Annotated in this window: 25 protein-coding genes and 1 riboswitch; of the genes, 13 read left to right on the top strand and 12 right to left on the bottom strand. The window is 70.4% G+C overall.

What is annotated here, in order from left to right; translation table 11 throughout:
- Positions 1-99: 99 nt before the first annotated feature.
- Positions 100-1014: a DNA recombination protein RmuC gene (gene rmuC / locus FPZ12_RS11830; RefSeq protein WP_144747942.1), complete on the bottom strand. Its 915-nt coding sequence runs from the start codon at positions 1012-1014 to the stop codon at positions 100-102.
- Positions 1015-1182: 168 nt separating this feature from the next.
- Positions 1183-1776 carry a TetR/AcrR family transcriptional regulator gene (locus tag FPZ12_RS11835; RefSeq protein ID WP_144747941.1) on the bottom strand — a complete coding sequence of 198 codons (594 nt, stop codon included), beginning with the start codon at positions 1774-1776 and terminating at the stop codon, positions 1183-1185.
- Positions 1777-1844: 68 nt separating this feature from the next.
- On the opposite strand from FPZ12_RS11835, the gene FPZ12_RS11840 reads away from it, so the two are divergent.
- The 4 genes from FPZ12_RS11840 (at position 1845) to FPZ12_RS11855 (ending at position 7909) form a co-directional block, all read left to right on the top strand.
- Positions 1845-2993: an FAD-dependent monooxygenase gene (locus FPZ12_RS11840; RefSeq protein WP_144747940.1), complete on the top strand. Its 1149-nt coding sequence runs from the start codon at positions 1845-1847 to the stop codon at positions 2991-2993.
- 42 nt (positions 2994-3035) lie between these two features.
- On the top strand, positions 3036-3749 hold the full coding sequence (locus FPZ12_RS11845; RefSeq protein ID WP_144747939.1) for a carbon-nitrogen hydrolase family protein: 714 nt from the start codon (positions 3036-3038) through the stop codon (positions 3747-3749).
- Positions 3750-3812: 63 nt separating this feature from the next.
- Positions 3813-4958: an exonuclease SbcCD subunit D gene (locus FPZ12_RS11850; RefSeq protein ID WP_166462696.1), complete on the top strand. Its 1146-nt coding sequence runs from the start codon at positions 3813-3815 to the stop codon at positions 4956-4958.
- Complete coding sequence (locus FPZ12_RS11855; protein WP_144747937.1) at positions 4955-7909, top strand: AAA family ATPase; 2955 nt, start codon at positions 4955-4957, stop codon at positions 7907-7909. Before FPZ12_RS11850 ends, FPZ12_RS11855 begins: the two co-directional genes overlap by 4 nt.
- 3 nt (positions 7910-7912) lie before the next feature.
- Here the strand turns inward: FPZ12_RS11855 and FPZ12_RS11860 are convergent, their stop codons facing one another.
- Positions 7913-8434, bottom strand: a complete 522-nt coding sequence (locus FPZ12_RS11860) for a methylated-DNA--[protein]-cysteine S-methyltransferase (RefSeq protein WP_144747936.1) — start codon at positions 8432-8434, stop codon at positions 7913-7915.
- Between the two features lie 36 nt (positions 8435-8470).
- A complete protein-coding gene (locus FPZ12_RS11865; protein ID WP_144747935.1) occupies positions 8471-9970 on the bottom strand; it encodes a DNA-3-methyladenine glycosylase 2 in 1500 nt (499 codons plus the stop codon).
- A gap of 119 nt (positions 9971-10089) precedes the next feature.
- On the opposite strand from FPZ12_RS11865, the gene ychF reads away from it, so the two are divergent.
- Positions 10090-11172, top strand: a complete 1083-nt coding sequence (gene ychF / locus FPZ12_RS11870; RefSeq protein WP_144747934.1) for a redox-regulated ATPase YchF — start codon at positions 10090-10092, stop codon at positions 11170-11172.
- Between the two features lie 425 nt (positions 11173-11597).
- Here the strand turns inward: ychF and FPZ12_RS11875 are convergent, their stop codons facing one another.
- From FPZ12_RS11875 to FPZ12_RS11885, 3 genes are all read right to left on the bottom strand, one after another.
- Positions 11598-12152 carry a TIGR03086 family metal-binding protein gene (locus tag FPZ12_RS11875; protein ID WP_144747933.1) on the bottom strand — a complete coding sequence of 185 codons (555 nt, stop codon included), beginning with the start codon at positions 12150-12152 and terminating at the stop codon, positions 11598-11600.
- Between the two features lie 516 nt (positions 12153-12668).
- Positions 12669-12941: a hypothetical protein gene (locus FPZ12_RS11880; protein WP_144747932.1), complete on the bottom strand. Its 273-nt coding sequence runs from the start codon at positions 12939-12941 to the stop codon at positions 12669-12671.
- A gap of 62 nt (positions 12942-13003) precedes the next feature.
- The gene (locus tag FPZ12_RS11885; RefSeq protein WP_144747931.1) at positions 13004-13294 is read right to left on the bottom strand and encodes a 4a-hydroxytetrahydrobiopterin dehydratase; all 291 of its coding nucleotides are present in this window, start codon (positions 13292-13294) and stop codon (positions 13004-13006) included.
- 33 nt (positions 13295-13327) lie between these two features.
- A riboswitch (TPP riboswitch) is annotated at positions 13328-13442 on the top strand.
- Positions 13443-13468: 26 nt separating this feature from the next.
- Here FPZ12_RS11885 and FPZ12_RS11890 point away from each other — a divergent pair.
- From FPZ12_RS11890 to FPZ12_RS11900, 3 genes are read left to right on the top strand one after another with little or no spacing between them, the layout of a single operon-like run.
- A complete protein-coding gene (locus FPZ12_RS11890) occupies positions 13469-14515 on the top strand; it encodes a thiamine ABC transporter substrate-binding protein (RefSeq protein ID WP_144747930.1) in 1047 nt (348 codons plus the stop codon).
- Complete coding sequence (locus tag FPZ12_RS11895; RefSeq protein ID WP_166462697.1) at positions 14491-16107, top strand: ABC transporter permease; 1617 nt, start codon at positions 14491-14493, stop codon at positions 16105-16107. The genes FPZ12_RS11890 and FPZ12_RS11895 overlap by 25 nt, the downstream gene beginning before the upstream one ends.
- A 1-nt stretch (position 16108) precedes the next feature.
- Positions 16109-17125 carry an ABC transporter ATP-binding protein gene (locus FPZ12_RS11900; RefSeq protein WP_144747929.1) on the top strand — a complete coding sequence of 339 codons (1017 nt, stop codon included), beginning with the start codon at positions 16109-16111 and terminating at the stop codon, positions 17123-17125.
- Here FPZ12_RS11900 and FPZ12_RS11905 read toward each other — a convergent pair.
- Genes FPZ12_RS11905 through FPZ12_RS11915 form a run of 3 tightly spaced genes read right to left on the bottom strand, consistent with a single transcriptional unit; the run spans position 17106 to position 20055 of the window.
- Positions 17106-17990 carry an ABC transporter permease gene (locus FPZ12_RS11905; RefSeq protein ID WP_166462698.1) on the bottom strand — a complete coding sequence of 295 codons (885 nt, stop codon included), beginning with the start codon at positions 17988-17990 and terminating at the stop codon, positions 17106-17108. The two genes, FPZ12_RS11900 and FPZ12_RS11905, sit on opposite strands and share 20 nt — an antisense overlap.
- On the bottom strand, positions 17987-19003 hold the full coding sequence (locus FPZ12_RS11910) for an ABC transporter ATP-binding protein (protein WP_144747928.1): 1017 nt from the start codon (positions 19001-19003) through the stop codon (positions 17987-17989). The genes FPZ12_RS11905 and FPZ12_RS11910 overlap by 4 nt, the downstream gene beginning before the upstream one ends.
- The gene (locus FPZ12_RS11915; protein ID WP_144747981.1) at positions 19000-20055 is read right to left on the bottom strand and encodes a LolA family protein; all 1056 of its coding nucleotides are present in this window, start codon (positions 20053-20055) and stop codon (positions 19000-19002) included. Before FPZ12_RS11915 ends, FPZ12_RS11910 begins: the two co-directional genes overlap by 4 nt.
- A 147-nt stretch (positions 20056-20202) precedes the next feature.
- Between FPZ12_RS11915 and FPZ12_RS11920 the strand changes: the two genes are divergently transcribed.
- From FPZ12_RS11920 to FPZ12_RS11930, 3 genes are read left to right on the top strand one after another with little or no spacing between them, the layout of a single operon-like run.
- Positions 20203-20907, top strand: coding sequence for a response regulator transcription factor (locus tag FPZ12_RS11920; RefSeq protein WP_166462699.1), 705 nt, complete (start codon positions 20203-20205; stop codon positions 20905-20907).
- Between the two features lie 14 nt (positions 20908-20921).
- The gene (locus FPZ12_RS11925) at positions 20922-22229 is read left to right on the top strand and encodes a sensor histidine kinase (RefSeq protein ID WP_144747979.1); all 1308 of its coding nucleotides are present in this window, start codon (positions 20922-20924) and stop codon (positions 22227-22229) included.
- Positions 22226-22630 (top strand): (deoxy)nucleoside triphosphate pyrophosphohydrolase, encoded by a 405-nt coding sequence (locus FPZ12_RS11930; RefSeq protein ID WP_144747927.1) that lies wholly within the window; start codon positions 22226-22228, stop codon positions 22628-22630. Before FPZ12_RS11925 ends, FPZ12_RS11930 begins: the two co-directional genes overlap by 4 nt.
- Here FPZ12_RS11930 and trpS read toward each other — a convergent pair.
- Positions 22614-23579, bottom strand: a complete 966-nt coding sequence (gene trpS / locus FPZ12_RS11935; protein WP_144747978.1) for a tryptophan--tRNA ligase — start codon at positions 23577-23579, stop codon at positions 22614-22616. The two genes, FPZ12_RS11930 and trpS, sit on opposite strands and share 17 nt — an antisense overlap.
- A gap of 265 nt (positions 23580-23844) precedes the next feature.
- Here trpS and FPZ12_RS11940 point away from each other — a divergent pair, with 265 nt between their 5' ends.
- A complete protein-coding gene (locus tag FPZ12_RS11940) occupies positions 23845-24150 on the top strand; it encodes a YciI family protein (RefSeq protein ID WP_144747926.1) in 306 nt (101 codons plus the stop codon).
- 45 nt (positions 24151-24195) lie between these two features.
- Here FPZ12_RS11940 and FPZ12_RS45540 read toward each other — a convergent pair whose 3' ends face one another.
- Positions 24196-24351 (bottom strand): hypothetical protein, encoded by a 156-nt coding sequence (locus tag FPZ12_RS45540; RefSeq protein ID WP_166462700.1) that lies wholly within the window; start codon positions 24349-24351, stop codon positions 24196-24198.
- Between the two features lie 146 nt (positions 24352-24497).
- Here FPZ12_RS45540 and typA point away from each other — a divergent pair, with 146 nt between their 5' ends.
- A complete protein-coding gene (typA, locus tag FPZ12_RS11945; protein WP_144747925.1) occupies positions 24498-26399 on the top strand; it encodes a translational GTPase TypA in 1902 nt (633 codons plus the stop codon).
- Positions 26400-26542: the final 143 nt, after the last annotated feature.

Here is a 26542-nt window from a genome sequence, read left to right on the forward strand (position 1 = left end):
CCCCGGCCCACGGCTCCGGTACCGAACGATCGAGCCGTGAATCGGGTGGCCGAGGCAGGAACGGACTTTTCCGCCGGTTCCGCCACGGACCGGTACGCGTCAGCTTGCGGCTAGCTCGTCCCCCTTCCGGATCGCCGGTACCTCGGAGGGGCTCGCGGCGGCTTCGGTCAACGGCGACACGGCGGTCCGGAAGCTTTCCAGCGCGTCCAGCTCGCGCCTTCGTGCCGAAAGGAACCGCTGTAGATGTGTGCTGGACAGGTTGACCGCTTCCGCGGCGCTGGACGCCGCCCGGTGCGCGGCCGCGGCCCCGCTCCGGACGCGTTCGATGTCCGCGGCGACCGCCCGGTCGCTCGCCGCGAACAACGCCGCTGAAGCCAATACCGCGAACCCCGTGGGTCCGCACAGGAAGACACGGCGGTCGAGCATCCACCGCAGCAGTTCCGGGTCGGTGTCGAGCGCGGCCACCACCGCCGCGTCGGACGGGACGAACATCACCGTGCCGTAGATGCCGTCCGCCCAGCGCTGGTAGCCCTTCCCCGCCAGTTCCGCCGCCCGCGAGCGCAGATTGCGGACATGCACCCGCAACGCGTCCAGCCGTTCGTCGGCGTCGTTCGTCTCGACCGCCTCCGCCCAGCAGGCCATGCTCGCCTTGGCATCGACCGGAACCATGCGATCGCCACCGACCCGCAGCACCAGGTCAGGCTTCGCCGCGCCGCCGCCCGCGAGATCGGTCTGCAGGGTGAAATGCAGCCCCTCTCGCAGCCCGAGCGCGCGCGCCGTTTCCACCAGAACCTGTTCACCCAGCTCGCCCCGGCCGCTGATCGAGGCGAACGCGACCTCGTACCGGCGCAGGGCTGCCTGCTGCGCATCCACCCGTGAACGCTCTGCATCGACCTGTCGCGCCGCGGCGTCCGCGCGACGCATGCTGTCGTTGTAGAGGCGCCACAGCAAGGCGATCGCCACCACCAGTGCCAATGCGATGACGATGGCCGCGGTGCTGATCACGGTGGACACCAGCCCGCCTCCTTCCTGTTCGGATCACTTGCCCGCATCATGGCGCAGGCCACCGACAAAACCGGGTACGGCAGGGCCGCGATCGCGTCCGGGTGGCTTCTCTATCGGGTGAACCGCGGCGGGCGTTTCCGTTGTGGGGAAAGGACTTTCTCCTTCGGCGGATGGTCGTCAGAAATTTTGTGGCTGACCGAGCATCCCGGTGAGCAGCTCGGCTGTGTCGCGACGCAGTTCCTCCGGCGCGGGGCGCCCCGTCGACCAGGCGCCGCCGGCACCCGCCAGAGAGTCGAACAGGATGCCGTCGCACCACGCGACCAGGGCCCGCGCGTGTCGTTCGGGATCGCGGGAACCGTTTCGTGACAGCAGTTCCGCGGCTTGGCGGCGAAGTGTCGCCCCGGCGCGGTCGTAGTGGGCGCGCAACGCCGGGCGTCGGGTCGCTTCCAGCGCGATCTCGTAGCGGGCGACCGTTCGTTCGCGGCCGGCATCGAGCAGGTGGGTCAGCAAGCGCGTGACGAGTCCGGTCAGCTCGGCGACGGTGATCGCGTCCGTGGGCAGCGGTGCGTTCTCGGCGTCGGCTCGATCGAGTTCGAGCAGACGAGTGACCGCCAGCTCGAGCAGCGCTTCGCGGGTCCGCGCGTAATACGAGGTGGAACCCGTTGGCAGGCCGGAAGTTTCGTCCACCGCGCGATGGGTCAGCCCGCGCATCCCGCGTTCCGCGAGCAGCCTTATCGCCGTGTCGCCGATCAGGTTCTTCCGGTCGGTCATCGTTCCGCTCCCTGGGTCTCTACATCTGTAGTACCATGGCTCTACAGGTGTAGAGGAAGGTGATCGGGATGGCTTCGGATCGGCAGGCCGTGATCGTCGGCGGGGGTATCGGCGGGTTGGCGGTCGCCGTCGCGCTGCGGCGCGGGTCGTGGCAGGTCACCGTGCTGGAACGGCACCCTTCGCTCAGTGAGATCGGCGCGGGGATCACGTTGTGGCCCAACGCATTGCGCGCTCTGGACGCACTCGGTCTGGGGGACGTCCGGTCCCTGGGGGTCGTTCCGGCCGGTGGCGGGATGCGTGATCCGCGAGGGAAATGGCTCAACCGCACCGATATGGGCGAGCTGGGCGGAGACGGCATCCTGGTGCTCGAACGTCGGCGCCTGCTCGGCGCATTGCAGGACGCGGTCGCCGGTGACGAGGGCGTGGCGGTCCGGACTGGCGTGACCGTCGTCGGCGTTGATGCGCGAGGAGTGGTCGATTGCGCTTCTGGCGAACAGATTTGCGGCGACGTCGTAATCGGGGCCGACGGCATTAACAGCGCCGTCCGCCGTGCCCTGTGGCCGCAGGCCAAGGTACGTTCCACCGGGATCGTCGCCGCGAGGTTGATCGGCCGGCTCGATGACTCACGCGAGCCAGGCAACGGGGAAACCTGGGGACGCGGGGATTACGCGGGTGTGGCTCCGTTGCCGGAGGGCTCCCTATACGCCTACTACGCCACCCGTCGTACCGCCGAAGCGCTGGCCGCTCCGCAAGACGCTTTGCCATGGTGGCAACGGAAATTCGCGAACTGGCACTATCCGCTCCCGCAACTCCTCGACGCGGCGGAGCCCGATCGGTTCCTGTGTCATGAACTGTTCGAACTGCCCCCGTTGGACACGCTCGTCCGCGGTCAGGTCGCGCTGGCCGGCGACGCGGCCCACGCGATGACACCCAATCTCGGTCAAGGAGCTTGCCTTGCGCTCGAAGACGCAGTCGAACTCGCCGCCGCGCTCGATGGATCCGCGCCGGTCGTGACCGGGTTGCGCGACTACGAACGCTCCCGCCTGCCCCGCGTCCACCGTCTCGCGAAGCGATCCCATACCGCCGGCGTCGTGGCGGCGTTGTCCGGCCGGGCGCTCACGACGTTTCGGAACACGTTGGTTCGTGTAACGCCGGAAAGCGTGTCACTGCGCGCGTTTCGCAGTGTCGCTGACTGGCGTCCGCCGCTTCCGGTCTAATCGGCTGGCGCACGGCCGTGAGTGAGTTGAATACTGGATGTCGTGCGTTCCGGTTACGCGGGTTCGGATTTCGCGGACTACCGGGGATTCGACTGGTCCATGTTGAAGTCACTGACGCGGCGGATCATGGCGCTGGCCGGTGAACTGGGCATCTGGGTGGTGCTCGGCTCCAGCCACCCGCTGCGCGGCGAACACAAGCCACACAACAGTCTTTACCTGATCGACGACGGCGGGCGGCTCGTCGACCGGTACGACAAGCGGTTCTGTGCCGGCGGGGCTGACGAAGATTCCGGAGATCTCGCCCATTACACGCCCGGGAACCATGCCATGACGTGGACGATCAACGGCGTCCGCTGTGGTGCGCTCATCTGTTACGACTTCCGCTTTCCCGAGCTTTACCGGGAGTACAAGAGAAAAGACGTCCAGCTGGTCTTCCATTCCTTCCACTCCGCGCACCCGTCGACGTGGGTTCGCGACCAGGTCGGCCGCCGCGAACCAAGTGTGGATCAGCTGCCCGAATTCGTCGGCGCGCGAGAGCCTTTGGGGCTCGTTCTTCGTGCGGGCGGGCGGTGTCACGACGGGCAGGCTGCCCAGGAACCGGACAGGCGTGCTCGTTTCCAGCGTGGACACGGATGCGCCGTTGTACGACTCGGCCGCCGCGTGGCGGCCACGCGTGCTGAACGGGATCCTGCACAGTGGAACGCTCGTCGACGACGACCGGTCGCAAAAGCGAACAGAACTGTGATCGCCGCCTGATCGGGTGAACTCCCGCGGCATGTCTCCGGGTTTTTGTCGGTACCCGGCCTTAGCTTGGGCGCTGTGAGATTCCTGCACACCTCCGACTGGCACGTCGGACGCACGTTCCACGGCGCGGACCTGCTCGCCGAGCAGGACGCCGTGCTCGCCCACCTCGCGGAGCTGGTGTCCGCCGAGGCGGTGGACGTCGTGCTGGTGTCCGGGGACATCTACGACCGCGCGGTGCCTTCCGCCGAGGCGGTGCAGATCGCGAACAAGGCGATGCTGCGGTTGAGGCAGGCCGGCGCGCGGCTGGTGCTCACGTCGGGCAACCACGATTCCGCGCCCCGGCTCGGCGCGTTCGGGGATTTCGCGGCCGCCGGCGGTCTTCATCTGCGCACCACGATCGACCGCATCGACGACCCGGTCCTGTTCGAGGACGAGCACGGCGCGGTGGCCGTCTACGGCATCCCGTACCTCGAACCGGAACCGGCGAGGCATGCACTCGGGGTGCCGGATGCCAAGGGACACAACGGAGTCCTGCGTGAGGCGATGCGGCGCATACGCGCCGACCTTTCGCGCAGGGAAGGCGCCCGGTCGGTCGTGCTCGCGCATGCTTTCGTCACCGGCGGGCAGGGCACCGATTCCGAGCGGACCATCGCGGTCGGCGGCGTGGAGCAGGTCGGCGCCGAGGTCTTCGACGGGGTGGACTACGTCGCGCTCGGGCATCTGCACGGGCCGCAGACGCTGGCCGAACACCTCCGCTATTCGGGAAGTCCGGTGGCCTACTCGTTTTCCGAGGCGCAGCAACGGAAATCGGTGTGGCTGGTGGACGTCGACGGGAACGGGCTCGCCGGGGTCCGCCGGCACGAGCTGCCGGTTCCCCGGACGCTGGCGAAGCTCCGCGGCTATCTGGAGGAGCTGATCGAGGCGCCGGAGCACGAGGATCTCGTGGAGTCGTACCTTTCGGTGACACTGACCGATTCCGTCCGCCCGGTCGACGCGATGCGCAAGCTGCGGCAGCGCTTTCCGTACGCCGTGCACCTCGACTGGCAACCGGAGAACGGCAACACCACGGCGAACCTGCGCTACGCGGAGGCGGTGAGCGGGCGGTCGGACACGGAGATCGCGCGGAACTTCCTCGATGACTGCCGGGGCGCGCCCCCGAGCGAGAGCGAGCAGAAGTTGTTGCGCCGCGCCCTGGAGACCGCGGGCAGGGGTGAGTCATGAGGCTGCACCGGCTGGAGGTCGCCGCGTTCGGCCCGTACCGCGGGCGCGAAGTGGTGGATTTCGACGCGCTCGGTTCCGACGGGTTGTTCCTGCTGCACGGGGAAACGGGCGCGGGCAAGACGACGTTGCTGGACGCGGTGGCGTTCGCGTTGTTCGGTGTGGTGCCGGGCGCGCGCGGCGAGGTCAAGCAGCTGCGGTGTGATTCGGCAGCGCCGGAGGACTCCACGGAGATCGCGCTGGAGCTGACAGTGCAGGGCCAGCGGATGAAGTTGGTGCGCTCCCCGGAGTACGAACGGCCCAAGCGCCGTGGTGACGGGACGACGAAGCAGCAGGCCAGGGCCTCGCTGACCTGGCTCGACGGCGTTCCGGCCGGATACCCGGCGGAGGGGCTGACCAGGATCGACGAGGTCGGTCGCACCGTGCAGGGGCTGCTCGGGATGAGCGCCGACCAGTTCTTCCAGGTCGTCCTGTTGCCGCAGGGCGAGTTCGCGCGTTTCCTCCGCGCGGACACCGACGAGCGCGAGCGGTTGCTGGAAAAGTTGTTCGGTACCAAGCGATTCGCCGATGTGGAGGCGTGGTTCCGCAACCTCCGCCTGGAGCGCAGGCAGGAGCTGGACCGTCGGCGGCAGGGAGCGCGGGAATGGGTTGCCCGCTTCGCGCAAGTGGCGCGCGAAGAGGCGCCGGAGGAGGGCTTGCCCGACTGGGTGGCCGGTATCCGGGAGCGTGCGGCGGAGAGCGTTCGCGAAGCCGAAGCGGTGGAGGCGCGGGCGCGGTCCGTGCAGGAGAAGGCCGAGACGGTGCTGGCCGAGCGCCGGACGGCGGCGGAGCGGTTGCACCGGGTCCGGGCCGCCCATCGCAAACTGGCGGCCCTGGAAGAGCAGCAGCCTGAGCTGAAGCGCTGGTCGGCCGAGGTCGAGGCAGCTCACCGCGCGGCGACGGTCGCCGGTGTGGCCACGCAGGCCGAACGTTGTGCGCAGGAGTTGGAGCAGGCGCGGCAGGGGGAGCAGCGCCAGGCTCACGAACTGGGCGAACACGGCCCGGCGGACGCGGAGGTCCCGGAGCTGCGGCGGTTGGCCGGGGAGCTGCGTGAAGAGGCGGGTGCGCTTGCCGGACTGGTCGCGGAAGCCGAGCAGCAACGCCGTGACGAGCGAGAGTTGAAGCGGCTCGGCGAGGTGGCTTCGGAAGCACGCGAACGAACGGCTGTGCTGTCCGCGAAACTGACCGGCCTGCCGGAGAAACTGGCGAAGCTCCGCGCGGGTCTCGAGGCGGCCAACGCGGCCGAGGTCCAGCTGGAAGCTTTGCGCGCCAAGGAAACCGAGCTGGTTGCCGGGGTGCGCGACGCCACCGGGCTGCCGGCCGCCGAAGCAGCGTTGCGCCGCGCGGAGGACGAGGTCCGGGCTGCGACGGAGCATCACCTGGAAGCCAGGGAACATCGCCTCGAGTTGCGGGCGTTGCGCCTCGACGGCATGGCGGCGGAGCTCGCTGCCCGCCTCGTCGACGGTGCACCCTGCCCGGTCTGCGGTTCCGGTGATCACCCGGTGCTGGCGCAGGCCACGAAGGGATTGGTCGACCGCGAGCAGGAAGCCACCGCGGAGGCGGCCGAGCGCCGGGCGGAGCAGTCGCGGACAGCGGCGGAGAATGCGCGGCATCGGGCCGAAACAGCGCTGACCGCTTTGCGCGAACGTTTGCGTGGCCGCACCGAAGCCGAGCTGAGCACCGAACTGGACCAGGTTCGGGTCGAGCTGGCCAGGGCGTCGGCGCTGGCGAAGCGGAAGGCCGAACTGGTTGCCGGCACCAAGGAGGCGGAGGCCGAGTCGGCGTCGCTCCAAGAGAAGCGGCTGGCGGCCGAAAACGCCGTGACAGAAGCTGAAACCCAGCGCCGGACGCTCGCCGTGCACATCGAGGAACGCGGCCGGCGGCTCGAAGCCGCTCGCGGTGAACACGCGGACGTGAGTTCCCGCCGCGCCCATCTGACCGGGGTGGTGCGTGCGTTGGACGCGCTCGCGGAGGCGAGGCTCCGGCGGGTGACGGCGGAGGATCAGCTCTCGCGGCGGCAGGCGGAGCTGCGGGAAGCCTTGGAGCGGGCGGGTTTCTCGTCGGTCGATGAGCTGCGGGACGCCGTTCGGCCCGAGAAAACCGTGTCGAGGCTGGAAAAGAAGCTGTCCGACGCCGCGAAGGAGGAAGCCGCCGCGCGGAGCGTGCTGGCCGAACCGGAGCTCGCCGGAATCTCCCCGCGTGACGAAGTGGACCTCGAATCGGCGGCCACAGCGGCGAAGGCGGCTCGAACGGAGGCCGAGACGGCGGTCGCGGCAACGCGTGCGGCGGCGAGCCGGGCGAAGGACCTGGATTCGATCGCCGAACGGCTCGAAGCCGAGGAGCGGGCGATCCGTCCGCTCGAAGCCGAGTTCGCCGAGCTGGACGCGCTCACCGACGTGGTCAACGGCCGCGGTCAGAACGCGCGCAGGATGTCGCTGCGTTCGTACGTGCTGGCGGCCCGGCTGGAAGAGGTCGCCGTCGCCGCGACAGCCCGGCTGCGGACGATGAGCCAAGGCCGGTATTCGTTCGTGCACTCCGACGCGAAGGGCGCGCGCGGCACGAAAGGCGGCCTCGGCCTCGACGTGCTGGACGACTACTCCGGCACGATCCGCCCGGCCAAAACCCTGTCCGGCGGCGAGTCCTTCCTGGCCTCGCTTTCGCTCGCGCTCGGCCTGGCGGATGTCGTCGCCGCCGAGACCGGTGGCGCGCTGCTGGACACACTCTTCGTCGACGAGGGTTTCGGCACGCTCGATGCCGAAACCCTCGACGTCGTGATGGACATCCTCGACGAGCTCCGTGCCGGTGGGCGAGTGGTCGGACTCGTCTCGCACGTCGAGGAACTGCGCCAGCGCATCCCTACCCGGTTGCGGGTGCGCAAGGCGCGGACCGGTTCGACATTGGAGGTCCAGATGTGACCTTCAGCCGAGCCCGGCGACCCGCTCCGGGGATTCGTGCGTGAGCAGCCAGCGCTTCACGTCGAGCCCCCAGCGGAAGCCGCCCATGGCGCCGCCGGTGCGCAGCACCCGGTGACAGGGTACGAACAACGCCGTCGGGTTGCGTGAACACGCGGACGCGGCCGCCCGGATGGCCGTGGGCCTGCCGGCGAGCGCGGCGTACTCGCCGTAGCTGACCGGTTTTCCGGCGGGCACCGTGCGCAGCACGTCCCACGCGTGTTGGCGGAACTCGCCGGAACGCTGCCGGACGGGCACGTCGTTGATCACGTCCAGCTCGCCTGCGTGGTAGCCGCGGATCGCGGCCGTGACCTTGCCGAGGTCCCGTTTCTCCCGCAGCTCGCTCGGCGCGAGCGAAGGGGCGATGAGCGGGGTCAGCTCGGTGACGTCGGCGGTCCAGCCCGAGGCCAGGACGGCCCCGTCCGAGGCGACGACGGCCGTGAAGGGGCCGATGGGTGTGTCCATTGTGGACCAGTGGGCGATGCTCATGGCGGTCTCCTTGGATGTGGTTGTCGTGTCGGCGGGTCAGGCGGCGGTGGGGTGTGCGCTGCGCCAGAGGTACATGCCGGCGTAGGAGCGCCAGGGCCGCCAAGCCTGGGCGTGTCCGGTGAGGTCGTCGAGGCCGAGGGCTGCCGCGCTCTTGCGCAGCACCAGGTCGTCCGTGAGCAGGACGTCGGGGCTGCCGAGTACGCGCATCAGCACGTAGTCGGCTGTCCACGGGCCTACGCCGGGCAGGGTGAGCAGCTCGGCACGGAGCTCGTCGGCGTCGCGGCCGACGTGCACGTCGATGGTGCCGGAGGCGAGTGCTTCGGCGACCGCGCGGATCGCGGTGGTCCGGCGCTCGGGTCCGCGAAGGACCTCCTGGCCGCGTTCGGCGATGGCATCGGGCCTCGGGAACAGCGTGCCGCCGGGCCACGGCATCGGTTCGCCGAGCGCTTCGGCGAGCGTGCCCGCGGCCGTGCGTGCCGCCGCGACCGAGACCTGCTGGCCGAGCATGGTGCGCAGCAGCAGCTCAGGTCCGTCGACGGCGCCGGGTACCCGGATGCCCGGTGCTTCCTCGACGACGGGCGCGAGCGCGGGGTCGGCTCGCAGTACGCGCAGCACGGCTTCCGGGTCCGCGTCGAGGTCGAGCAGGCGGCGGGCGCGGGCCACGGCGCTGCCGAGGTCGCGCACGTCGGCGAGCTGGAGCTCGCAGCGGACGTGGCCGTCCTGCGGCCCGAGCCAAATGGTCGCCGGGCCGTGGGGCAGTCGGAGCGTGCGTCCGTAGCCGCCGTCGGTTGCCCATTCGACGCCGGTGACGGTCCTGGCCGCCAGGAAGCCGAAGACGCCGGCGGCGTCGAAAGGCTTCCGGTAGGGCAGGCGGAGGCTGAGCTTCGTGCCGGTGGCGGGCGCGGGCTCTTGCCGCGCGCCGTTCGCCTTCCGGCGTGCGGTGGTGGCGGAAGCCCTCAGCTGCGACGGCGTGCGCGCGAAGACCTCGCGGATGGTGTCGTTGAACTGGCGCACGCTGGAAAACCCGGACGCGAAGGCGACGTCGGCGAGCGGCAGCTCGGACAGCTCTATGAGCAGCCGCGCGGAGTGCGCGCGGTGGGCGCGGGCCAGCGCGAGCGGCCCGGCGCCGAGCTCCGTCGTGAGCACCCGGCCGAGCTGGCGCTCCGAATACCCGAGGCGCCGGGCCAGGCCGGGCACGCCGTCGCGCTCGACGACGCCGTCGGCGATGAGCCGCATCGCCCTGGAGGCGAGGTCGGCGCGCAGGTTCCACTCCGGCGAACCGGGCACCGCGTCGGGCAGGCACCGGCGGCAGGCGCGGAAGCCGCTGGCCTGCGCGGCCGCCGAAGTCGGGTAGAAGCGCACGTTGACTGCCTTCGGCGTGAGCGCCGGGCAGGACGGCCGGCAGTAGATGCCCGTGGTCTTCACGGCCACGATGAACTGGCCGTCGAAGCGGGCGTCCCGGGACGCGACGGCGCGGTAGCAACGCTCCGCGTCGCGCCAAACCGCCTGCTCGGCGGGGGTGGCTACGGCTGTCATACCTCGATCCTGCCAGCAGGTCAGCGAGTTGACTGGCGGGAATCCGACACGAGGATGGGCGGCCAGGGCGGCGGGGTGGCAGGCGGCCGCGCGCGGGGCCGCACGTAGACTCGACGCCCGTGAGTCTCACCCTCGGCATCGTCGGGCTGCCCAACGTCGGCAAGTCCACCCTCTTCAACGCGCTGACCCGCAACGACGTGCTCGCCGCGAACTACCCGTTCGCCACGATCGAGCCGAACGTCGGCGTCGTGCCGCTGCCGGACCCGCGGCTGGACAAGCTCGCCGAGCTGTTCCACTCGGAGAAGGTCGTCCCGGCGACGGTGTCCTTTGTGGACATCGCGGGCATCGTGAAGGGCGCGTCCGAGGGGGCGGGGCTCGGCAACAAGTTCCTGGCCAACATCCGTGAGGCCAACGCGATCTGCCAGGTCATCCGCGTGTTCGACGACCCCGACGTGGTGCACGTCGACGGCCGGATCGACCCGTCGTCCGACATCGAGACGATCAACACGGAGCTGATCCTCGCCGACCTGCAGACGCTCGAGAAGGCGTTGCCGCGGCTGGAAAAAGAGGCGCGCACCAAGAAGGAGAACCGGCCGGCGCTGGAAGCGGCGCAGCAGGCCAAGGAGATCCTCGACAGCGGCCGGACGCTTTTCTCCGCCCAGAAAGAGGTCGACGGTGCGTTGCTGCGGGAGCTGAGCCTGCTCACGACGAAGCCGTTCCTCTACGTGTTCAACGCCGACGAAGGCATCCTGACCGACGAGGCGAAGCGCGAAGAGCTGAGCAAGCTCGTCGCGCCCGCCGACGCGGTGTTCCTGGACGCCAAGATCGAGGCGGAGCTGCTCGAGCTGGACGACGAAGAGTCCGTCCGCGAGCTGCTGGAGTCGGTCGGCCAGCCCGAGCCAGGGCTGAACGCCTTGGCTCGCGCGGGTTTCCACACGCTGGGTCTGCAGACCTACCTGACCGCGGGGCCGAAGGAATCGCGCGCCTGGACCATCCCCAAGGGGGCGACGGCGCCGCAGGCCGCTGGCGTGATCCATACCGACTTCGAGCGCGGGTTCATCAAGGCGGAGATCGTCTCCTACGACGACCTGATGGAGGCCGGCTCGATGGCGGCCGCGCGGTCCGCGGGCAAGGTGCGGATGGAAGGCAAGGACTACGTCATGGCGGACGGCGACGTGGTCGAGTTCCGCTTCAACGTCTGAGCCCAGCCCACGGCGACGGCAGACGGGCTGGCAAGGTCTGGCGCGGGCCGGTGGCTGTCGGGGCTTGCACGTGCCCCGGGTTGGCGGCCGCGGCGGGCGGCAGGGTCGATGCCGGTCCCGAGCCCACGGCGACGCAGACGGCTGCGGACTGTCTGGATCCCAGCCGATAGTTGATGTTCTTGTGTGGCGTCGGCACCCGGCCGGGAAAACGTCTGATCCCAGCCGATAGCTGATGTCCTTGTGCGGCTATGGCACCCAGGCGGCCAAATGTCTGGATCTCAGCCGATAGCTGATGTCCTTGTGCGGCTATGGCACCCAGGCGGCCAAATGTCTGGATCTCAGCCGATAGCCGATGTCCTTGTGCGGCTACGGCACCCAGGCGGCCAAATGTCTGGATCTCAGCCGATAGCCGATGTCCTGTGCGGCTACGGCACCCGGCCGGTGATGGCCACGATGCGGGCCAGCAAGGGTGCGTCCGGTGCGACGTCCACCGGGGGAGCCCACAAACTCGGCAGCGGAGCCTGGGGCACGAACTCCGCCACGTGCGCCAGACACGCCTGCAAGGTGCGCTCCGGCAGGTCGAACGGCAGCCCGGTCGCCCGGGCGATGTCCCAGCCATGCACGACCAGCTCGGTGAGCGAGATTTTTCCCCACCGCTCGTTGGGCAACTCCAGGCCGGCAACATCCGTGCTGCCTTGCCAGGCGGCGGGCTCGTCCCAGGCCTTGCCCTGGGTGCGCAGATGCTGGGCCATCTCGTCTCGCCAGCCGGGCGTCGTCGCGTTCGGTTCCACGGCGGAGGCGGAAACCGAGCCCGTGTCTTGCTGGGCTAGCGCGGTGAACCGCAGACACCCGTCGTCGACGTGGTGGATCAGGGCCGCCACGTCGTACTCGGTGCACGGAGTGGGGTTGGTGAGCTGATCATCGGTCAGCCCCATCAGCAGCTCGCTCATCCGGTCGCAGGCCGGTTTCAGGTCGATCAACGGATCTCCTCCACGGATCGCGGACACGTCTCCAGGACATACAGACCGCGAGCGGCGGCGAAAATCATCGGCCGAGAGAAGCGAACACCGAAGACCCGGCGGCCGGATCCGGAGACCCGGCCGCCGGGACGGCACCCGGAAAGGTGATCTTCGGGCGAGGAACCCGAAGCGAAACGGCGAGCCCCGGGCGAAACCCCGAAGCAATGGGCCGAGCCCCGGGCGAAAACCCGGGAGCAAAGGGCGAGCCCCGGGCGAAAACCCGGAGCTACAACCCGGCCGGCGGCCGAAAACTCAGCCGGCGGCGCCGAGCACGATCACGGCCAGCAGCGTGATCGTGGTGGCGATAGCGGAGACCCAGGCGCGCTGGGCGGCGGACAGGACAGGGGCGGTGCTGTTCATGACTGGTCCCGAGGGGCTAGTACGACTCTTCCTCGGGTGACAGCGCGTGGATCACGGTGAGTGTTACCACTGTCCGCCGTGTGTGAGCTAATTCACCCCGCCCTGCTCCGGTGCTGGTCAATCGGTTGATTTACGGGTTCGTGCGGTGTGCCACAGCACGGCACCGGCCGCACCGACCATCAACACGAAAGCCAGCCCGCCGACCACTACCGCGCGCGTCTCGCCGGTGGACGACGCGGCGTCCGTCTCCGGCGTCTTGGCCGTCGCGCCCCCGGCCGCGGCGCTCGGCGTCACCGCGCTACTCGGCGCCGTGGCCGCTTCGGCGACCCCGGCGAACAACAACATGAACACGGCCACGAACCCCGCGACCCGGGTGATGATTTTCGACATGGTGCGTCCCTCCACTGGAGCAACGCACCGGCACCCGGTTCATGTTGCCGGGGCGAGGCAGATCACACCGCGTCGATCACGCCGTCGATCTGCTCCGCCAACGAGAAGTCCTTCTCCGTCAGCCCGCCGGCCGAATGGGTGCTGAGCCGGAAAGTCAGTTTGCGCCAACGGATGTCGATGTCCGGGTGGTGGTTGACGCTCTCCGCGATCTCGGCCACCCGGTTCACCACCTGGATCGCCGTCGGGAAGTTCGCCAGCTCGGCCGTCCGCTCGATCGACTCACCGCTGCGCGCCCAGCCCGCGAGCTTGCCGAGGCCGGCTGCAATCTGTTCGTCCGTCCACAGGTCTGCCATGTGTCCCATGGTGGTACGCGGACGGGTACGCTGCACGGTTGCCACGGGAGTCCGGTACCTGACCGGGCTGAGAGGCGGGCCGAAGAGCCCGCGACCGTTCGCACCTGATCCGGATAATGCCGGCGCAGGGAGGCCACTCGATCCTCTCCTGCCCGGTGCGCGGCGAGGAGGGCCATGAAAGGCAAGTGGGGCGCGGGCCTGGTGCTCGGGCTGGTCGGGGTCCTGACCGCGGGCTGCAGCCTGATCGGCGGCAACGACGAGAACGACGAATCCACGGTCACCCTCGTCACGCACGATTCGTGGGCCGCGCCGCAGCAGGTGATCGACGCCTTCCAGCAACAAACGGGCATCAAGCTGGACATCCTGAAGAAGGGTGACGCCGGCGCGCTGACCAACTCGCTCGTGCTGACGAAGGCCAACCCGCTCGGCGACGTCGCGTACGGCGTGGACTCCACCTTCGCCTCGCGCGCGCTCAGTGAAGGCGTCTTCGACTCCTACACGAGCCCGGAGGCGGATCGCGGGCCTCAGCGTTACGCGGTCGACAGCGAGCACCGGATGTCGGCGGTGGACCTCGGCGACGTGTGCCTGAACGTCGACACGAACTGGTTCGCCGCGAACGGTGTCCCGGCGCCCACGAGCTACGACGACCTGACCGACCCGCGCTACAAGAACCTTCTCGTCGTCGAGAACCCCGCGACGTCTTCGCCCGGGCTGGCCTTCCTGCTCGGCACAGTCGCGCATTACGGCGAGCAGGGCTGGCAGGCGTACTGGACGAAGCTCAAGGACAACGGCGTGCAGACCGTGAGCGGCTGGGAAGAGGCGTACAGCCAGGACTTCTCCGGCTCGTCGGGCAAGGGCCCGCGCCCGATCGTCGTCTCCTACGCCTCGTCGCCTGCCGCCGAGATCGGCGACGACGGCAAGCCGCGCACGAAGGCGCTGCTCGACACCTGTTACCGCCAGGTCGAGTACGCGGGCGTGCTGGCTGGGACGAAGCAGCCGGAGAAGGCGCGGAAGGTCGTGGACTTCCTGCTGTCCCAACAGTTCCAGACCACGGTCGCGGACAACATGTACGTGTACCCGACGCGCCAGGGCGTCGAGCTGCCGAAGGCCTGGACCACGGCCGCGCCGTTGCCGACGAACCCGGCGAGCCTGCCCGGCGACCAGGTGCAGGCAGGCCGTGAACAGTGGATCGGGCAATGGCGTTCGCTGCTCGGCCAGTGAGCCGCGCGGGGCTGGGGCTGCTCGCCCTGGTCCCGCTCGCGTTCCTCGTCGTCTTCTTCGCGTGGCCGGTCGTCGCGATCCTCAAGCGCGGCTTCGTCGGGGACGACGTGCTCACCGCGCTCGCCGAGGGCGAGACGTGGCGGCTTCTCGCGTTCACCGTGGCTCAGGCCGCCGGTTCGACAGTCCTCGCCGTGCTGGGCGGGATGCCGTTGGCGTTCGTGCTCGCCAGGGTGCGGCTGCCGGGCGTGGCTTTGATCCGCACCCTCGTGCTGATCCCGTTCGTGCTGCCGACCGTCGTCGTCGGGCTGGCGTTCCGGGCGTTGTGGCCGGACGGCGGGGTGCTGTCGATCGTGCTGGCCAACGCGTTCTTCAACGTCGCGGTCATCGCGCGCACTGTCGCCGGGTTGTGGGGGCATCTGGACTCGCGGGCGGAGGACGCCGCGCGTGCGCTGGGCGCTTCGCGGTGGCGGGCCTTCCGCTCGGTCACGCTGCCCGCGTTGCTCCCCGCCGTCTTGTCGGCGGCAGCAGTGGTCTTTTTGTTCTGCGCCACCAGTTTCGGCGTGGTGCTGGTACTCGGCGGCGCCCGGTTCCGCACTCTGGAAACCGAGATCTACCTCCGCACCGAGAACCTGCTCGACCTCAGCGGGGCCGCCGCGCTGTCCCTGGTGCAGATCGCCGCCGTGCTCGCCGTGTTGTTCCTGGGCGCGGCCGCACGGCGTCGGCGGGAAACCGCGCTGCGCCTGCGGTCACGCCGGGAGATCGCGCGACGGCCGGTGCGGGGCGAGTGGTGGGTGGTCGCCGCCGCGGTCGCCGTGCTGGGCCTCCTGCTCACGCCGATCGTCGCGCTGCTCGCCCGGTCGGTGTCCACTGAGGACGGTTGGAGTCTCGCCGGTTACCGTGCGCTCTCCAGCACCGGCAACGATGGCACGCTGCAGGTCTCCGGCTGGGAGGCGGCGCTGACCTCGCTGCGCACCGCCACCGACGCGACGATGCTGGCGCTGATCATCGGCGTCTCCGCAGCCGTCCTCGTGGTGACGCTGCGGCGCACGCCGGGCCGGATTTCCCACGGCCTGGCCGAAAGCATGGACGCGGCGCTGATGCTGCCGCTCGGCGTCTCCGCCGTCACGGTCGGCTTCGGGTACCTGATCACGCTCGACGCACTGCCCGGGGACCTGCGGCGCTCGCCGCTGCTCGTGCCGCTCGCGCAGGCGCTGGTGATCATCCCGCTCATCGTGCGCACCGTGCTCCCGGTGCTGCGTTCGGTCGACGACCGGTTGCGGCAGGCCGCCGCGACGCTCGGCGCCGGGCCGCTGCGGGTGTGGCGGGAGATCGACGTGCCGTTGACCATCCGGTCCGTGGTGGCCGCCGCCGGGTTCGGGTACGTGGTGGCGCTCGGCGAGTTCGGCGCGACGAGTTTCCTTGCCCGCCCGCAGGAACCCACGCTGCCGGTGGCGATCGCCGCGCTCATCGGGCGGCCCGGCCAGCTGAACAACCAGATGGCCTACGCGGCGTGCGCGCTGCTGATGCTGGTGACCGTCGCCGCCGTGATCGTGATCGACCGGCTGGCGGCCGGCCGGGTGGGAGAGTTCTGAGATGTCCCTTTCCGTGCAGGACCTGACCGTCCGATACGGCTCGTTCACCGCCGTTCGCGAGGCGGCGCTGGACATCGCCGACGGTGAGGTGCTCGCGTTGCTGGGCCCGTCCGGCTCGGGGAAGTCGACCCTCCTGCGCGCGATCACCGGGCTCGAGCCGCTGGCCGCGGGCACGGTCCGCTGGGACGGGGACGACCTCGCGCGCGTTCCCGTGCACGAACGCGAGTTCGGCCTGGTGTTCCAGGACGGTCAGCTGTTCCCGCACCGCGACGTCGCCGGCAACATCGCCTTCGGGCTGCGGATGCGGAGAATGCCCGCGCGCGAACGGGAACGCCGCGTGGAGCAGTTGCTGGAACTGGTGGGCCTGGCCGGTTACGGGTCGCGCCGGGTCACCGAGCTGTCCGGTGGCGAGGCCCAGCGGGTCGCGCTCGCGCGGGCGCTCGCCCCGGAACCGCGCCTGCTGTTGCTGGACGAGCCACTGTCCGGTTTGGACGCCGGACTCCGGGAGCAGCTGGCTGTCGACCTCGCCGAAGTGTTGCGCAGCGCGAAGATCACCGCGCTGCTGGTCACGCACGACCAGGAGGAAGCTTTCACGCTGGCCGACCGAGTCGCCGTGCTGCGGGCCGGGGAGGTCCGGCAGATCGGTGACGTGCGTGAAGTCTGGCGCCGTCCCGCCGATGACGACGTCGCCACTTTCCTTGGCGTGACAAGCTTTTTCGACGGGACCGCGCAGGACGGCATCGCCCGCTTCGCGCTCGGTGAGGTCGCCTTGCCCGAAGCGGACGGCCCGGTTCGGCTCGGGCTCCGGCCCAACGCGCTGCACGTCGCGGACGAGGGCGTCACCGGCGAGGTGCTGAGCAAGGTACACAGGCGCGAGCATGCACGGCTTCGCGTGCGCGTCGATCAGTACACGGTGGACGCCACAACGCCCGTGGACGCCGACGTCAAACCCGGTGACGAGGTCGCGCTCGCCGTCGACGCCGAGGGCGTTGTGGTGGTCAGCCGTCCTTCGTCGTGATACGCGCGTACGCCAGGGAAAGCCCGATCACGACATAGCAAGCGGCGCGGAGCGCGCCCTCGGCCAGGCCGGTGGTGGGCATCGGATCCCGCAGTATGTCGGTGATCGAATCCCAGGACCGCGGGAGCAGGAACGGGTGCAGCCAGTCCACCGCGGACAGCAGGAGCAGCACGGCCGAGACGATCGTCCCTGCCAGCACCGAAACCACGACCAGCATCGGGTGTTCGGTGCAGGCCGAGATCGCCAGCGCGACCGCGCCGACCGCCCACAGCTGCAGCGTCACCCACGCCGCCGCCACCGCGATCTTGCCCAGCGCCTCGCCGAACGACAGCGTGGTGCCGGTCAGCGTGAACAGCGACCCGGTGCCGTTGATGATCAGCCCGGTGATCACCCCGACCACCGCCATCAGCACCGTGGCGGCGAGCGTGAACGTGGCCACGCCGAGCGACTTCACCAGCAGCAGACGGCCACGGCTGACCGGCGCGAGCAGCCAGCCGCGCAGCGTGCCGTTCGCCGATTCGCCCGCGAGCGCGTCTCCGGCGGACATCGCCGTTGTCAACGGCAGCAACAGGTTCAGCGTCACCGCGAGCGCGGCGATCGGCAGTACCAGCGCGTTGCCCGCGGCGGACGAGAGCAGGCCGTTGCCGCCGTCGCCCGCCTGTGTGCCGTCGCTCGGCCCGAAGCCGGAGGAGTTCGCCACGGCCAGCCCGATCCCGATCACCGCCGGGACGAGCGCCAGCAGCCCGAGCACGACCAGCGTGCGCGGGCGGCGGAAGATCCAGCGCAGCTCGGCGCGGTAGAGCCGGGCCAGCCCGACGCGTTCCGGGCCGGCCGCGACACCCGCGGTGATGGTCGCCGCTGTCATGCCGCTCCTCCAGCGTCTACTGAGGACAGTCCGTCCGGTTCGCTCTCGCCCTGGGTCAGCCGGGCGAACAGGTCTTCGAGGTCGGTGCGCTCGCGGCGGACCTCGTGCACCTCCACCCCGGCGTGCACGAGCGTCTCCACCACCTTCGGCGCCAGCGCCGTTGTGAGGTCCGCGCGGACTCCTTCCGGCGTCAGCCGGGCCGGGATCCGGTTTTCCCGCAACGCATCCAGCGCCTTGTCACCGTCCGGAGTGGACACCAGAAGGCCAGGACTTCCGGACTCCAGCAGCTCGTTCAGCCCGCCCTGCGCGACCACTGTCCCGTCGTGCAGCACCGCCACGTGCGTGCAGGTGGCCTCCACCTCGGCCAGCAGGTGCGAGGACACCACCACGGTCACGCCGTCCGCGTGCAGCTCGGCGATGATCTTGCGGATTTCCCTGGTGCCGGAGGGATCCAGCCCGTTCGTCGGCTCGTCCAGCACCACCATCCGCCGCGGCACCAGCAGCGCGCCGGCCAGGCCGAGACGCTGCTTCATGCCCAGCGAGTACGCCCGGTACCGGCGATGCGCCGCCGCCGACAGGCCGACGCGCTCCAGCGCGTCCTCGACGGCCTGCTCGATCGCGGACGCGCGCAGCCGGGGCTCGGCCGCCGCCATCCGGTGCAGGTTGTCCCGGCCCGACAGGAACGGGTGGAAGCCCGGCCCCTCGACCAGCGCGCCGACATCGGGCAGCGCGTGCCGCGCGCCGTCCGGCATGGCGTGGCCGAGGAGCTCGACTTCGCCTTCGGTCGGGCGGACCAGGCCGAGCAGCATCCGGATCGTGGTGGTCTTGCCGGAACCGTTGGGGCCCAGCATGCCCAGCACCGCGCCCTCGGGCACGTCCAGATCGACCTGGTCCACCGCGACGGTGCTCCGGTACACCTTGCGCAGCCCCCTGGTCCGCGCCGCGAGCGCCGGAGCCGGGGTGGCCGACGACTCGTCCGCCACCCCGTCCCGCACCTCGAAGGAGGTCGTCACTTCGTCCCCAGCGCGTCGACCAGCACCTGCTCGGGCACCGCGCCCGCGGCGAAGCGGCCGTCGTCGGTGATCAGCGCCGTGCCGACCTTCGTGGTGATCACGTAGCCGGAGCCGAACGCACCGCTGACCGGCTTGCCGAACTGGCTGAGCAGCTTCTTCGGGTCCACGGACTGGCCGTCCTCGCCCGTCCGCTGCTTGAGCGCGTCCGCCGGGACGGTGCCGACCACGACGCTGTCCCAGCCCTCGCCGACGACCTTGGTGTCCTTCTCCTGCGTCGTCATGTCCGGCACCTTCGCCTGCTCCTCGGTCACCTTCGCGCCCTGCGGCGGGGTGAACTGGAACTCGCTGGCGGGCTGCGCGGTGAATTCGACGTCGCTGAACGCGATCTGCAGCGCGGGGTCGGCGGTGCCGTAGGTCATCACCGCGAGCCGCAGCGGCGTCCGCGTCTCGGAATCCACCGCCACGCGGACTTCGCGCAGCAGCGTGCGCTCGGTCGATTTCGGCGTCAGCACCAGCTCGTACGCGGCGCGCCCGGCTACGCGCGCGGTGCCTTCGACGCTGACCGTGCTGCTCTCGCGCACCTTCGCCAGCAGCTGCGTGGCCGCGGCCGCGGGGTCGGACACCTGGCCGTCGCCCGTCTGGCCGCGGGCGACGTCGGCGGGCACCGTCACCTTCTTCGCGGTGTTGTCCTTCGAGGTGTATGTCCAGACCGTGTTTCCGTTGTGCACCACGGTGGTGTCCGACTGGCCCTGCTCGATGGACAGCTTGCTGTTGCCGTTGCCGTCGTTGTAGACGCGTGCCGCGTCGAGGCTCAGGCTCGTCCCGCCGGGCAGCACGCTCGTCGGCAGGCCGAGGTTGTTGTCCACCTTCACCGTCCCGTCCAGCGCGGGCGTCTTGGTGGACAGCACGGACTGCACCAGTTCCTCGGCGCTGATCGACGGCAGCTGCGGAGCTTCGCCCGCGGTCGCGGGCATCGCCAGCCACGCCAGGCCGGCGACCCCGAGCGCCGACCCGGTGACCGCGGCGGTGATGGCCTTCGTCTTCGGTTGCATCGAACTCATCTCCCTGTCCGTGGCGAGCACCAGTGTGCTCCGTCCCCGCCGAAGACGCTCCCGCTTCGGCACTGAGATGGGCCTGAGACGCTGAGAGGTCGCTGAGAACGGGGGCGAGGCCAGCGAAAACCGTGCATTCTAGGCAGCGTGAAGCCTCGGGTGCTGGTGGTCGACGACGAGCCGGGTGTGCGCAAGGCGCTGCACCGCGGGCTGCGCGCGGAGGGCATGGACGTGGTCACGGCGGCGGACGGGCCGAGCGGCCTGCGGCTGGCGCAGACCGGGTCGTTCGACGTGCTGCTGCTGGACATCATGCTGCCCGGGCTGTCGGGCTACCGGGTGTTGCAGCAGCTGCGCGGGCAAGGGATCTCCACGCCGGTACTGATGATCTCCGCGAAGGACGGCGAGGTGGACCAGGCCGACGGGCTCGATCTCGGCGCCGACGGCTACCTCGTGAAGCCGTTCTCGTTCGTCGTGCTCGTAGCGCAGGTGCGCGCGGTGCTTCGCCGCGCGTCGTCGGAGGGCGCGCGCGGGCCGTTGCGGATCGGCGGGCTCGTGGTCGACCGCGCCACGCGCGAAGTGCGCTGGCACGACGACCCGGTGGCGTTGAGCCCGCGCGAGTTCGGCCTGCTGGAAGTACTTGTCGGGCGCGCGGGCACGGTCGTCACGAAGGACGAGCTGCTGCGCGCGGTCTGGGGCGACGAGCAGGCGGCCACGCGCAACGTCGTCGAGGTGTACGTCGGGTACGTGCGGCGCAAGCTCGACGCGGTGGGCGCGGGCGCGCTGGTGCGCACCGTGCGCGGGCACGGGTACCTGGCCTCCGACGCGGCGCTGGACGAGGTACTGCCCGGGTGATCTCACGCTGGCCGATGTGGCTGCGGATCACCGTGCCCGCGGCCGTAGTCACCCTGGCCGTCCTGCTCGGTCTCGCGGTGATCGCCGGGCGCGGGCTGGGGCCGTTGCGGTTACACGCGGTCGACACCGAACTGGGGCACGCGCTCGGGCCCGCTTCCGCCGCGGTGTCGGCGGGGCAGCTGCCGGCGCCGGTCGACGGCCTCACGGTGCGGGTGCTGGACACCACGGGCGCGCCGGTCGACGGTGCCCCGCCGATCGCGGATCTCACGCCCGGCGTGGTGCGCGCCCTGAAAGCCGGGGAATCGATCAACACGGGCGACCCGGCCTCGCAACGCTGGCGCGCCGCGGTGGTGACGGCGCCGGACGGGCAGATGCGGCTCGTGGTGGCGGGCACCGGGCTCGTCGGGCTGACCGCGTCGGCGCGCACGGGCTCGCACTGGCTGCTGGCGGCCGCGTCGATCGGCGTGATCGTGGCCGCTGCCGCGACGTGGCTCGTGGTGCGGCTCGCCCTGCGCCCGGTCGGCCGGATGCGGCGTTCGGTGCGCGCGCTGCCGCCGGGACAACGCCTGCCGATTCCCGAGGCACACGACGAACTTCGCGCGCTGGCCGAGGATTTCAACGCACTGCTGGCCAGACAGGAGGAGGCGAGCCTGCGGTTGCGCCGGTTCACCGGCGATGCCGCGCACGAGCTCCGCTCACCGGTCGCGTCCATCCGGGTGCAGGCCGAGGTCGCCGTGGCGAATCCGGATCCGGAGCTGGCACAGGAAACTCTCGCCGACGTCCTCGCGGAGTCCGAGCGCCTGTCCACGTTGCTGGACAGCCTGCTCGCGCTCGCCCGGTCCGATGCGGGCGAACTGCCCCCGGCCGAGCCCGTCGAACTGGTCACCGAAGCGCGCGCCGCGGTGCACCGGCTCCCGGCCGGTTCGCCGACGGCGCGGGTGAGCGGATCCGGCGGCCAGGTCTGGGCGCACGCCGCGCATTCCGAAGTCGAACTGGTGCTGAACAACCTGCTGCGCAACGCCTGCCGGTACGCGCGCTCGCAGATCGTGGTGTCCGTGCTGGCCGGGCGCGCGATGGTCCGGCTGGTCGTGGACGACGACGGGCCCGGGGTCCCGCCGGAGCACCGCGAGCGCGTCTTCGACCGGTTCTACCGGGTCGCCGACGACCGGTCACGCTCCTCCGGCGGCACCGGGCTCGGGCTCGCGATGGTCGCCGAAGCCGTGCGGCGGCGCGGGGGCCGGGTCACCGTCGGAGAGTCACCCGAAGGCGGTGCCCGCTTCCAGGTGACCTGGCGCCGGGCCGGTAACGTCTCCGCTTCGTGAGAGTGATCGTCGGAGCTGCCATCGTGCGGGGTGGCGCCCTGCTCGCCCAGCAACGGGCCTACCCCGCCGAGGTCGCGGGGCGGTGGGAGCTGCCGGGCGGTCGCGTGGAAGCCGGCGAATCCGAGCCCGAGGCGTTGCGCCGGGAATGCGTCGAGGAGCTGGGCGTCGAGGTGCACGTCGGCGCCAGGGTCGGCGCCGACGTGCAGTTGCGGCCCGGCCTCGTGCTCCGTGCCTACGCCGCCACGCTGGCGGATCTCGCCGCGGAGCCGAAAGCCTTGGAACACAAGGGGCTCCGCTGGATCGATCCGTCCACTTTGGATGATCTGCCGTGGCTGCCCGCCGATCTCGAACTGCTGCCCGCGCTGCGCGAGCTGCTGGAAGGCGTCACGAAGCCCCGATGAGCCGCAGCGCCGACGAAAGCCGGTGCTCGCCTCGTTCGGCCGCTCGCGCCGCGCCCGCTTTGCGGATGCGTGCGAGCTCCCCGGGATCGGAGAGCAGCTCGATCGTGCGCTCCCGGATCGGCCGCAGCGTCTCGATCACCGCGTCCGCCGTGGCGTCCTTCAGCCGTCCATACGATGAATACCGGGTGGCCACTTCCTTCGGCGTGGTCCCGGTGCAGGCGGCCAGGATCTCCAGCAGGTTCGACACCCCTGGCCGTGTTTCCGGCTCGTAGGCCGGCACCGTTTCGCCGTCGGTGACCGCCTTGCGGAACTTGCGGCGGATCAGGTCCGGCTCGTCGAGCACGAACACCACCCCGGCGGAGTCCCGTGTGGACTTCGACATCTTGCGGGTGGGGTCCGCGAGGTCGCGCACCCGCGCACCGGTGAGCGGCAGCACGGCCTCGGGCACGGTGAACACCTCGCCGTAGGTGGCGTTGAACCGCCGCGCGAGCGCCCTGGCCAGTTCGACGTGCTGGCGCTGGTCTTCCCCGACCGGTACCTCGGAAGCGCCCTGCAACAGGATGTCCGCCGCCATCAGCACCGGGTACGTCAGCAGGCTCAGCCGCACGCCTGCCTGGCCGTCCGCCTTCTCCTTGAACTGGATCATCCGCGCGGCCTCGCCGTAGGAGCAGGTGCATTCGAGGATCCAGGTCAGTGCCCCGAGCTCGCGGGCGAGGTCGGACTGCACGAAGACCCGCTCGGGCGGGATCCCGGCGGCGACGAGCACGGCCAGCATCTCGGCTGCGCGGCCGCGCAGGCCGGCCGGGTTGTGCGTGGTGGTCATCGCGTGCAGGTCGGCGATGAAGTACAGGTCCTCCTCGCCACCGTCGGCGACCCAGCGGCTGACCGCGCCGAGGTGGTTGCCGAGCTGGGTGTGGCCGGACGGGGTGATTCCGGAGAACTTCATGATCTTTCCCTCGGGGTTCTCGCCACCCGCGGGAAACGACGAAGGCCGCCACGCGGGCGGCCTTCGGACACTGGAATTCAGCGCACGGGAACGACGGCCGCCGGGGGCGGCCACCACAGTCCCGCGAAGCTGCGCATGGGTCCACCTTAGCCGGAGCGAGAACCTCGCCGCACCCCTCTTTACCTGGGCTTTGCCGAGGTGACGAACCAGCTACGGCACGCCGCGGTTAACAGCTGTCACGGGCGCCGCGCGGGGTTACCGTCGAGGTATGTACGTCGTCCTGCTCACTTACACCGCGCCATTGGAAGAAGTCGATCTCGCGCTGCCGGACCACGCGAAGTGGCTCGAAAAGCATTTCCAGGCGGGGGAGTTCCTCGCCGCCGGACGCCGGAACCCGCGGAACGGGGGCGTGATCATCACGCGCCCGATGGCGCGCGGGAAGCTGGACGCCATCCTCGCCACCGATCCGTTCTCGGTCGGGCACCTCGCTTCCTACGAGGTGGTCGAGTTCGCCGCGACGCGGACCGCGCCGGAGGTGCGTCTGCTCAACGAGGCGATCGCGCAGAGCGCCTGAGCGTCAGCAGGGGATGTTCGCTCCAGCCGGGGTGAACATCCCGCCTCAGGCTGCCTTCTTCACACCCGTCTTCGCCTGCTGCAGCGCGAGCACGGGACACTTGCGGCAGCGGGGCTTCGACCGGCAGCACTTCTTCTTGACCTTGCCGGATTTCATCAGTTTGCGGACTACAGCCTTGGGGTCCGCGTCCTTCTTGCCCACGAGGGTTAGGGTAGGTGAACCTAACCTTGATCGCGGCGTGGCGATGGTCACAGCAGGCCGCAGGGTATCCTGAGGGGCGACCGCCTATGGCCAAAGCCGGCCGGGGCGTTCTCCACCTTCACCCCTTTTAGTACAGGAGCCCTCGCGTGCCCGCAGCAACCGCCGAGAAGGTCCGCACCGACCTCCGCAATGTGGCCATCGTGGCGCACGTCGACCACGGCAAGACCACCCTGGTCGACGCCATGCTCAGGCAGTCCGGCGCGTTCGCCGAGCGGGCCGAGCTCGTCGACCGCGTGATGGACTCCGGCGAGCTGGAGCGGGAAAAGGGCATCACGATCCTGGCCAAGAACACGGCCATCCACCGCAAGACCCCGGACGGCGCGGTCACCATCAACGTGATCGACACCCCCGGCCACGCCGACTTCGGTGGCGAGGTCGAGCGCGGGCTCGCGATGGTCGACGGAGTGGTGCTGCTGGTGGACGCCAGCGAGGGCCCGCTGCCGCAGACGCGGTTCGTGCTCCGCAAGACCCTTGAGGCCGGCCTGCCGGTCGTGCTGGTGGTCAACAAGGTCGACCGCCCCGACGCCCGGATCGCCGAGGTCGTCGAGGAAACCCACGACCTCCTGCTCGATCTGGCCGGCGACATCGAGGACGCCGACCTGGACGCGGTGCTCGACCTGCCGGTCGTCTACGCCTCCGCGCGCGCCGGCAAGGCCAGCCTGGAGCGGCCCGCCGACGGCGCACTGCCGGACAGTGAAAACCTCGACCCGCTCTTCGAGACCCTGCTGCGCCACGTGCCGCCGCCGCAGGCGGACGTCGACGGCCCGCTGCGCGCGCTGGTCACCAACCTCGACGCGTCGAACTTCCTCGGCCGCATCGCGCTGATCCGCATCCACTCCGGCAAGCTCCGCAAGGGCCAGACCGTGGCGTGGCTGCGCGCCGACGGCTCGGTGCACAACGTGCGCATCTCCGAGCTGCTGGTCACCGAGGCGCTCGAGCGCGTCCCCGCGCAGGAGGCCGAAGCGGGCGATCTCGTTGCCATCGCGGGAATCCCGGACATCACGATCGGCGACACCCTCGCCGACGTGGAGGACCCGGAGGCGCTGCCGCGGATCACCGTGGACGAGCCTGCCATCTCGATGACCATCGGCGTGAACACCTCGCCGCTGGCCGGGCGCAACGGCGGCGACAAGGTCACCGCCCGCCTGGTGAAGGCGCGGCTGGACCAGGAACTGGTCGGCAACGTGAGCATCAAGGTGCTGCCCACCGAGCGTCCGGACACCTGGGAGGTGCAGGGCCGCGGTGAGCTGGCGCTGGCCATCCTCGTCGAGCAGATGCGCCGCGAGGGCTTCGAGCTGACCGTCGGCAAGCCGCAGGTGGTCACCCGCACCATCGACGGCAAGCTGCACGAGCCGTTCGAGCGGCTGACGATCGACTCGCCGGAGGAGCACCTCGGCTCGATCACGCAGCTGATGGCCGCGCGCAAGGGCCGCATGGAACACATGGGCGGCAACGGCACCGGCCGGATCCGGATGGAGTACGTGCTGCCCGCACGCGGGCTGATCGGCTTCCGCACCGACTTCCTCACCGAGACCCGCGGCACCGGCATCGCGAACCACGTGTTCGAGGGCTACTTCCCGTGGGCGGGCGAGATCCGCACCCGGCACAGCGGTTCGCTGGTCGCCGACCGGTCCGGCCCGATCACCGCGTACGCGATGATCCAGCTCGCCGACCGCGGCACGTTCTTCGTCGAGCCCGGCGCCGAGGTGTACGAGGGCATGGTCGTCGGCGAGAACCCGCGCGCCGAGGACCTCGACATCAACATCACCAAGGAGAAGAAGCTCACCAACATGCGCTCGTCCACCGGTGACGAGCTCGAGCGCCTCGCCCGCCCGCGCAAGCTGGGCCTGGAGGAAGCGCTGGAGTTCTGCGCCGTCGACGAATGCGTCGAGGTGGCGCCGGACGTCGTGCGCGTGCGCAAGGTGACGCTCGACATCTCCCAGCGCGCCAAGGAGCGCTCCCGCGCGAAGAGCCGCGACCAGGGTTGATCCTTCTTTACGGCCCGGCCACACGCCGGGCCGTACTGTACCCACGGTTTGCCGATCCGACCGTCAGTCACGGTTGTCCAGCCTGGTAGGCCGGGTTCCGGCAAGTGGGGGGAACCCCGGGCAGGCCGCGAACGTCCACCTTT

Origin of the sequence: Amycolatopsis acidicola (assembly GCF_007713735.2) — a bacterium.
Taxonomy (GTDB): domain Bacteria; phylum Actinomycetota; class Actinomycetes; order Mycobacteriales; family Pseudonocardiaceae; genus Amycolatopsis_E; species Amycolatopsis_E acidicola.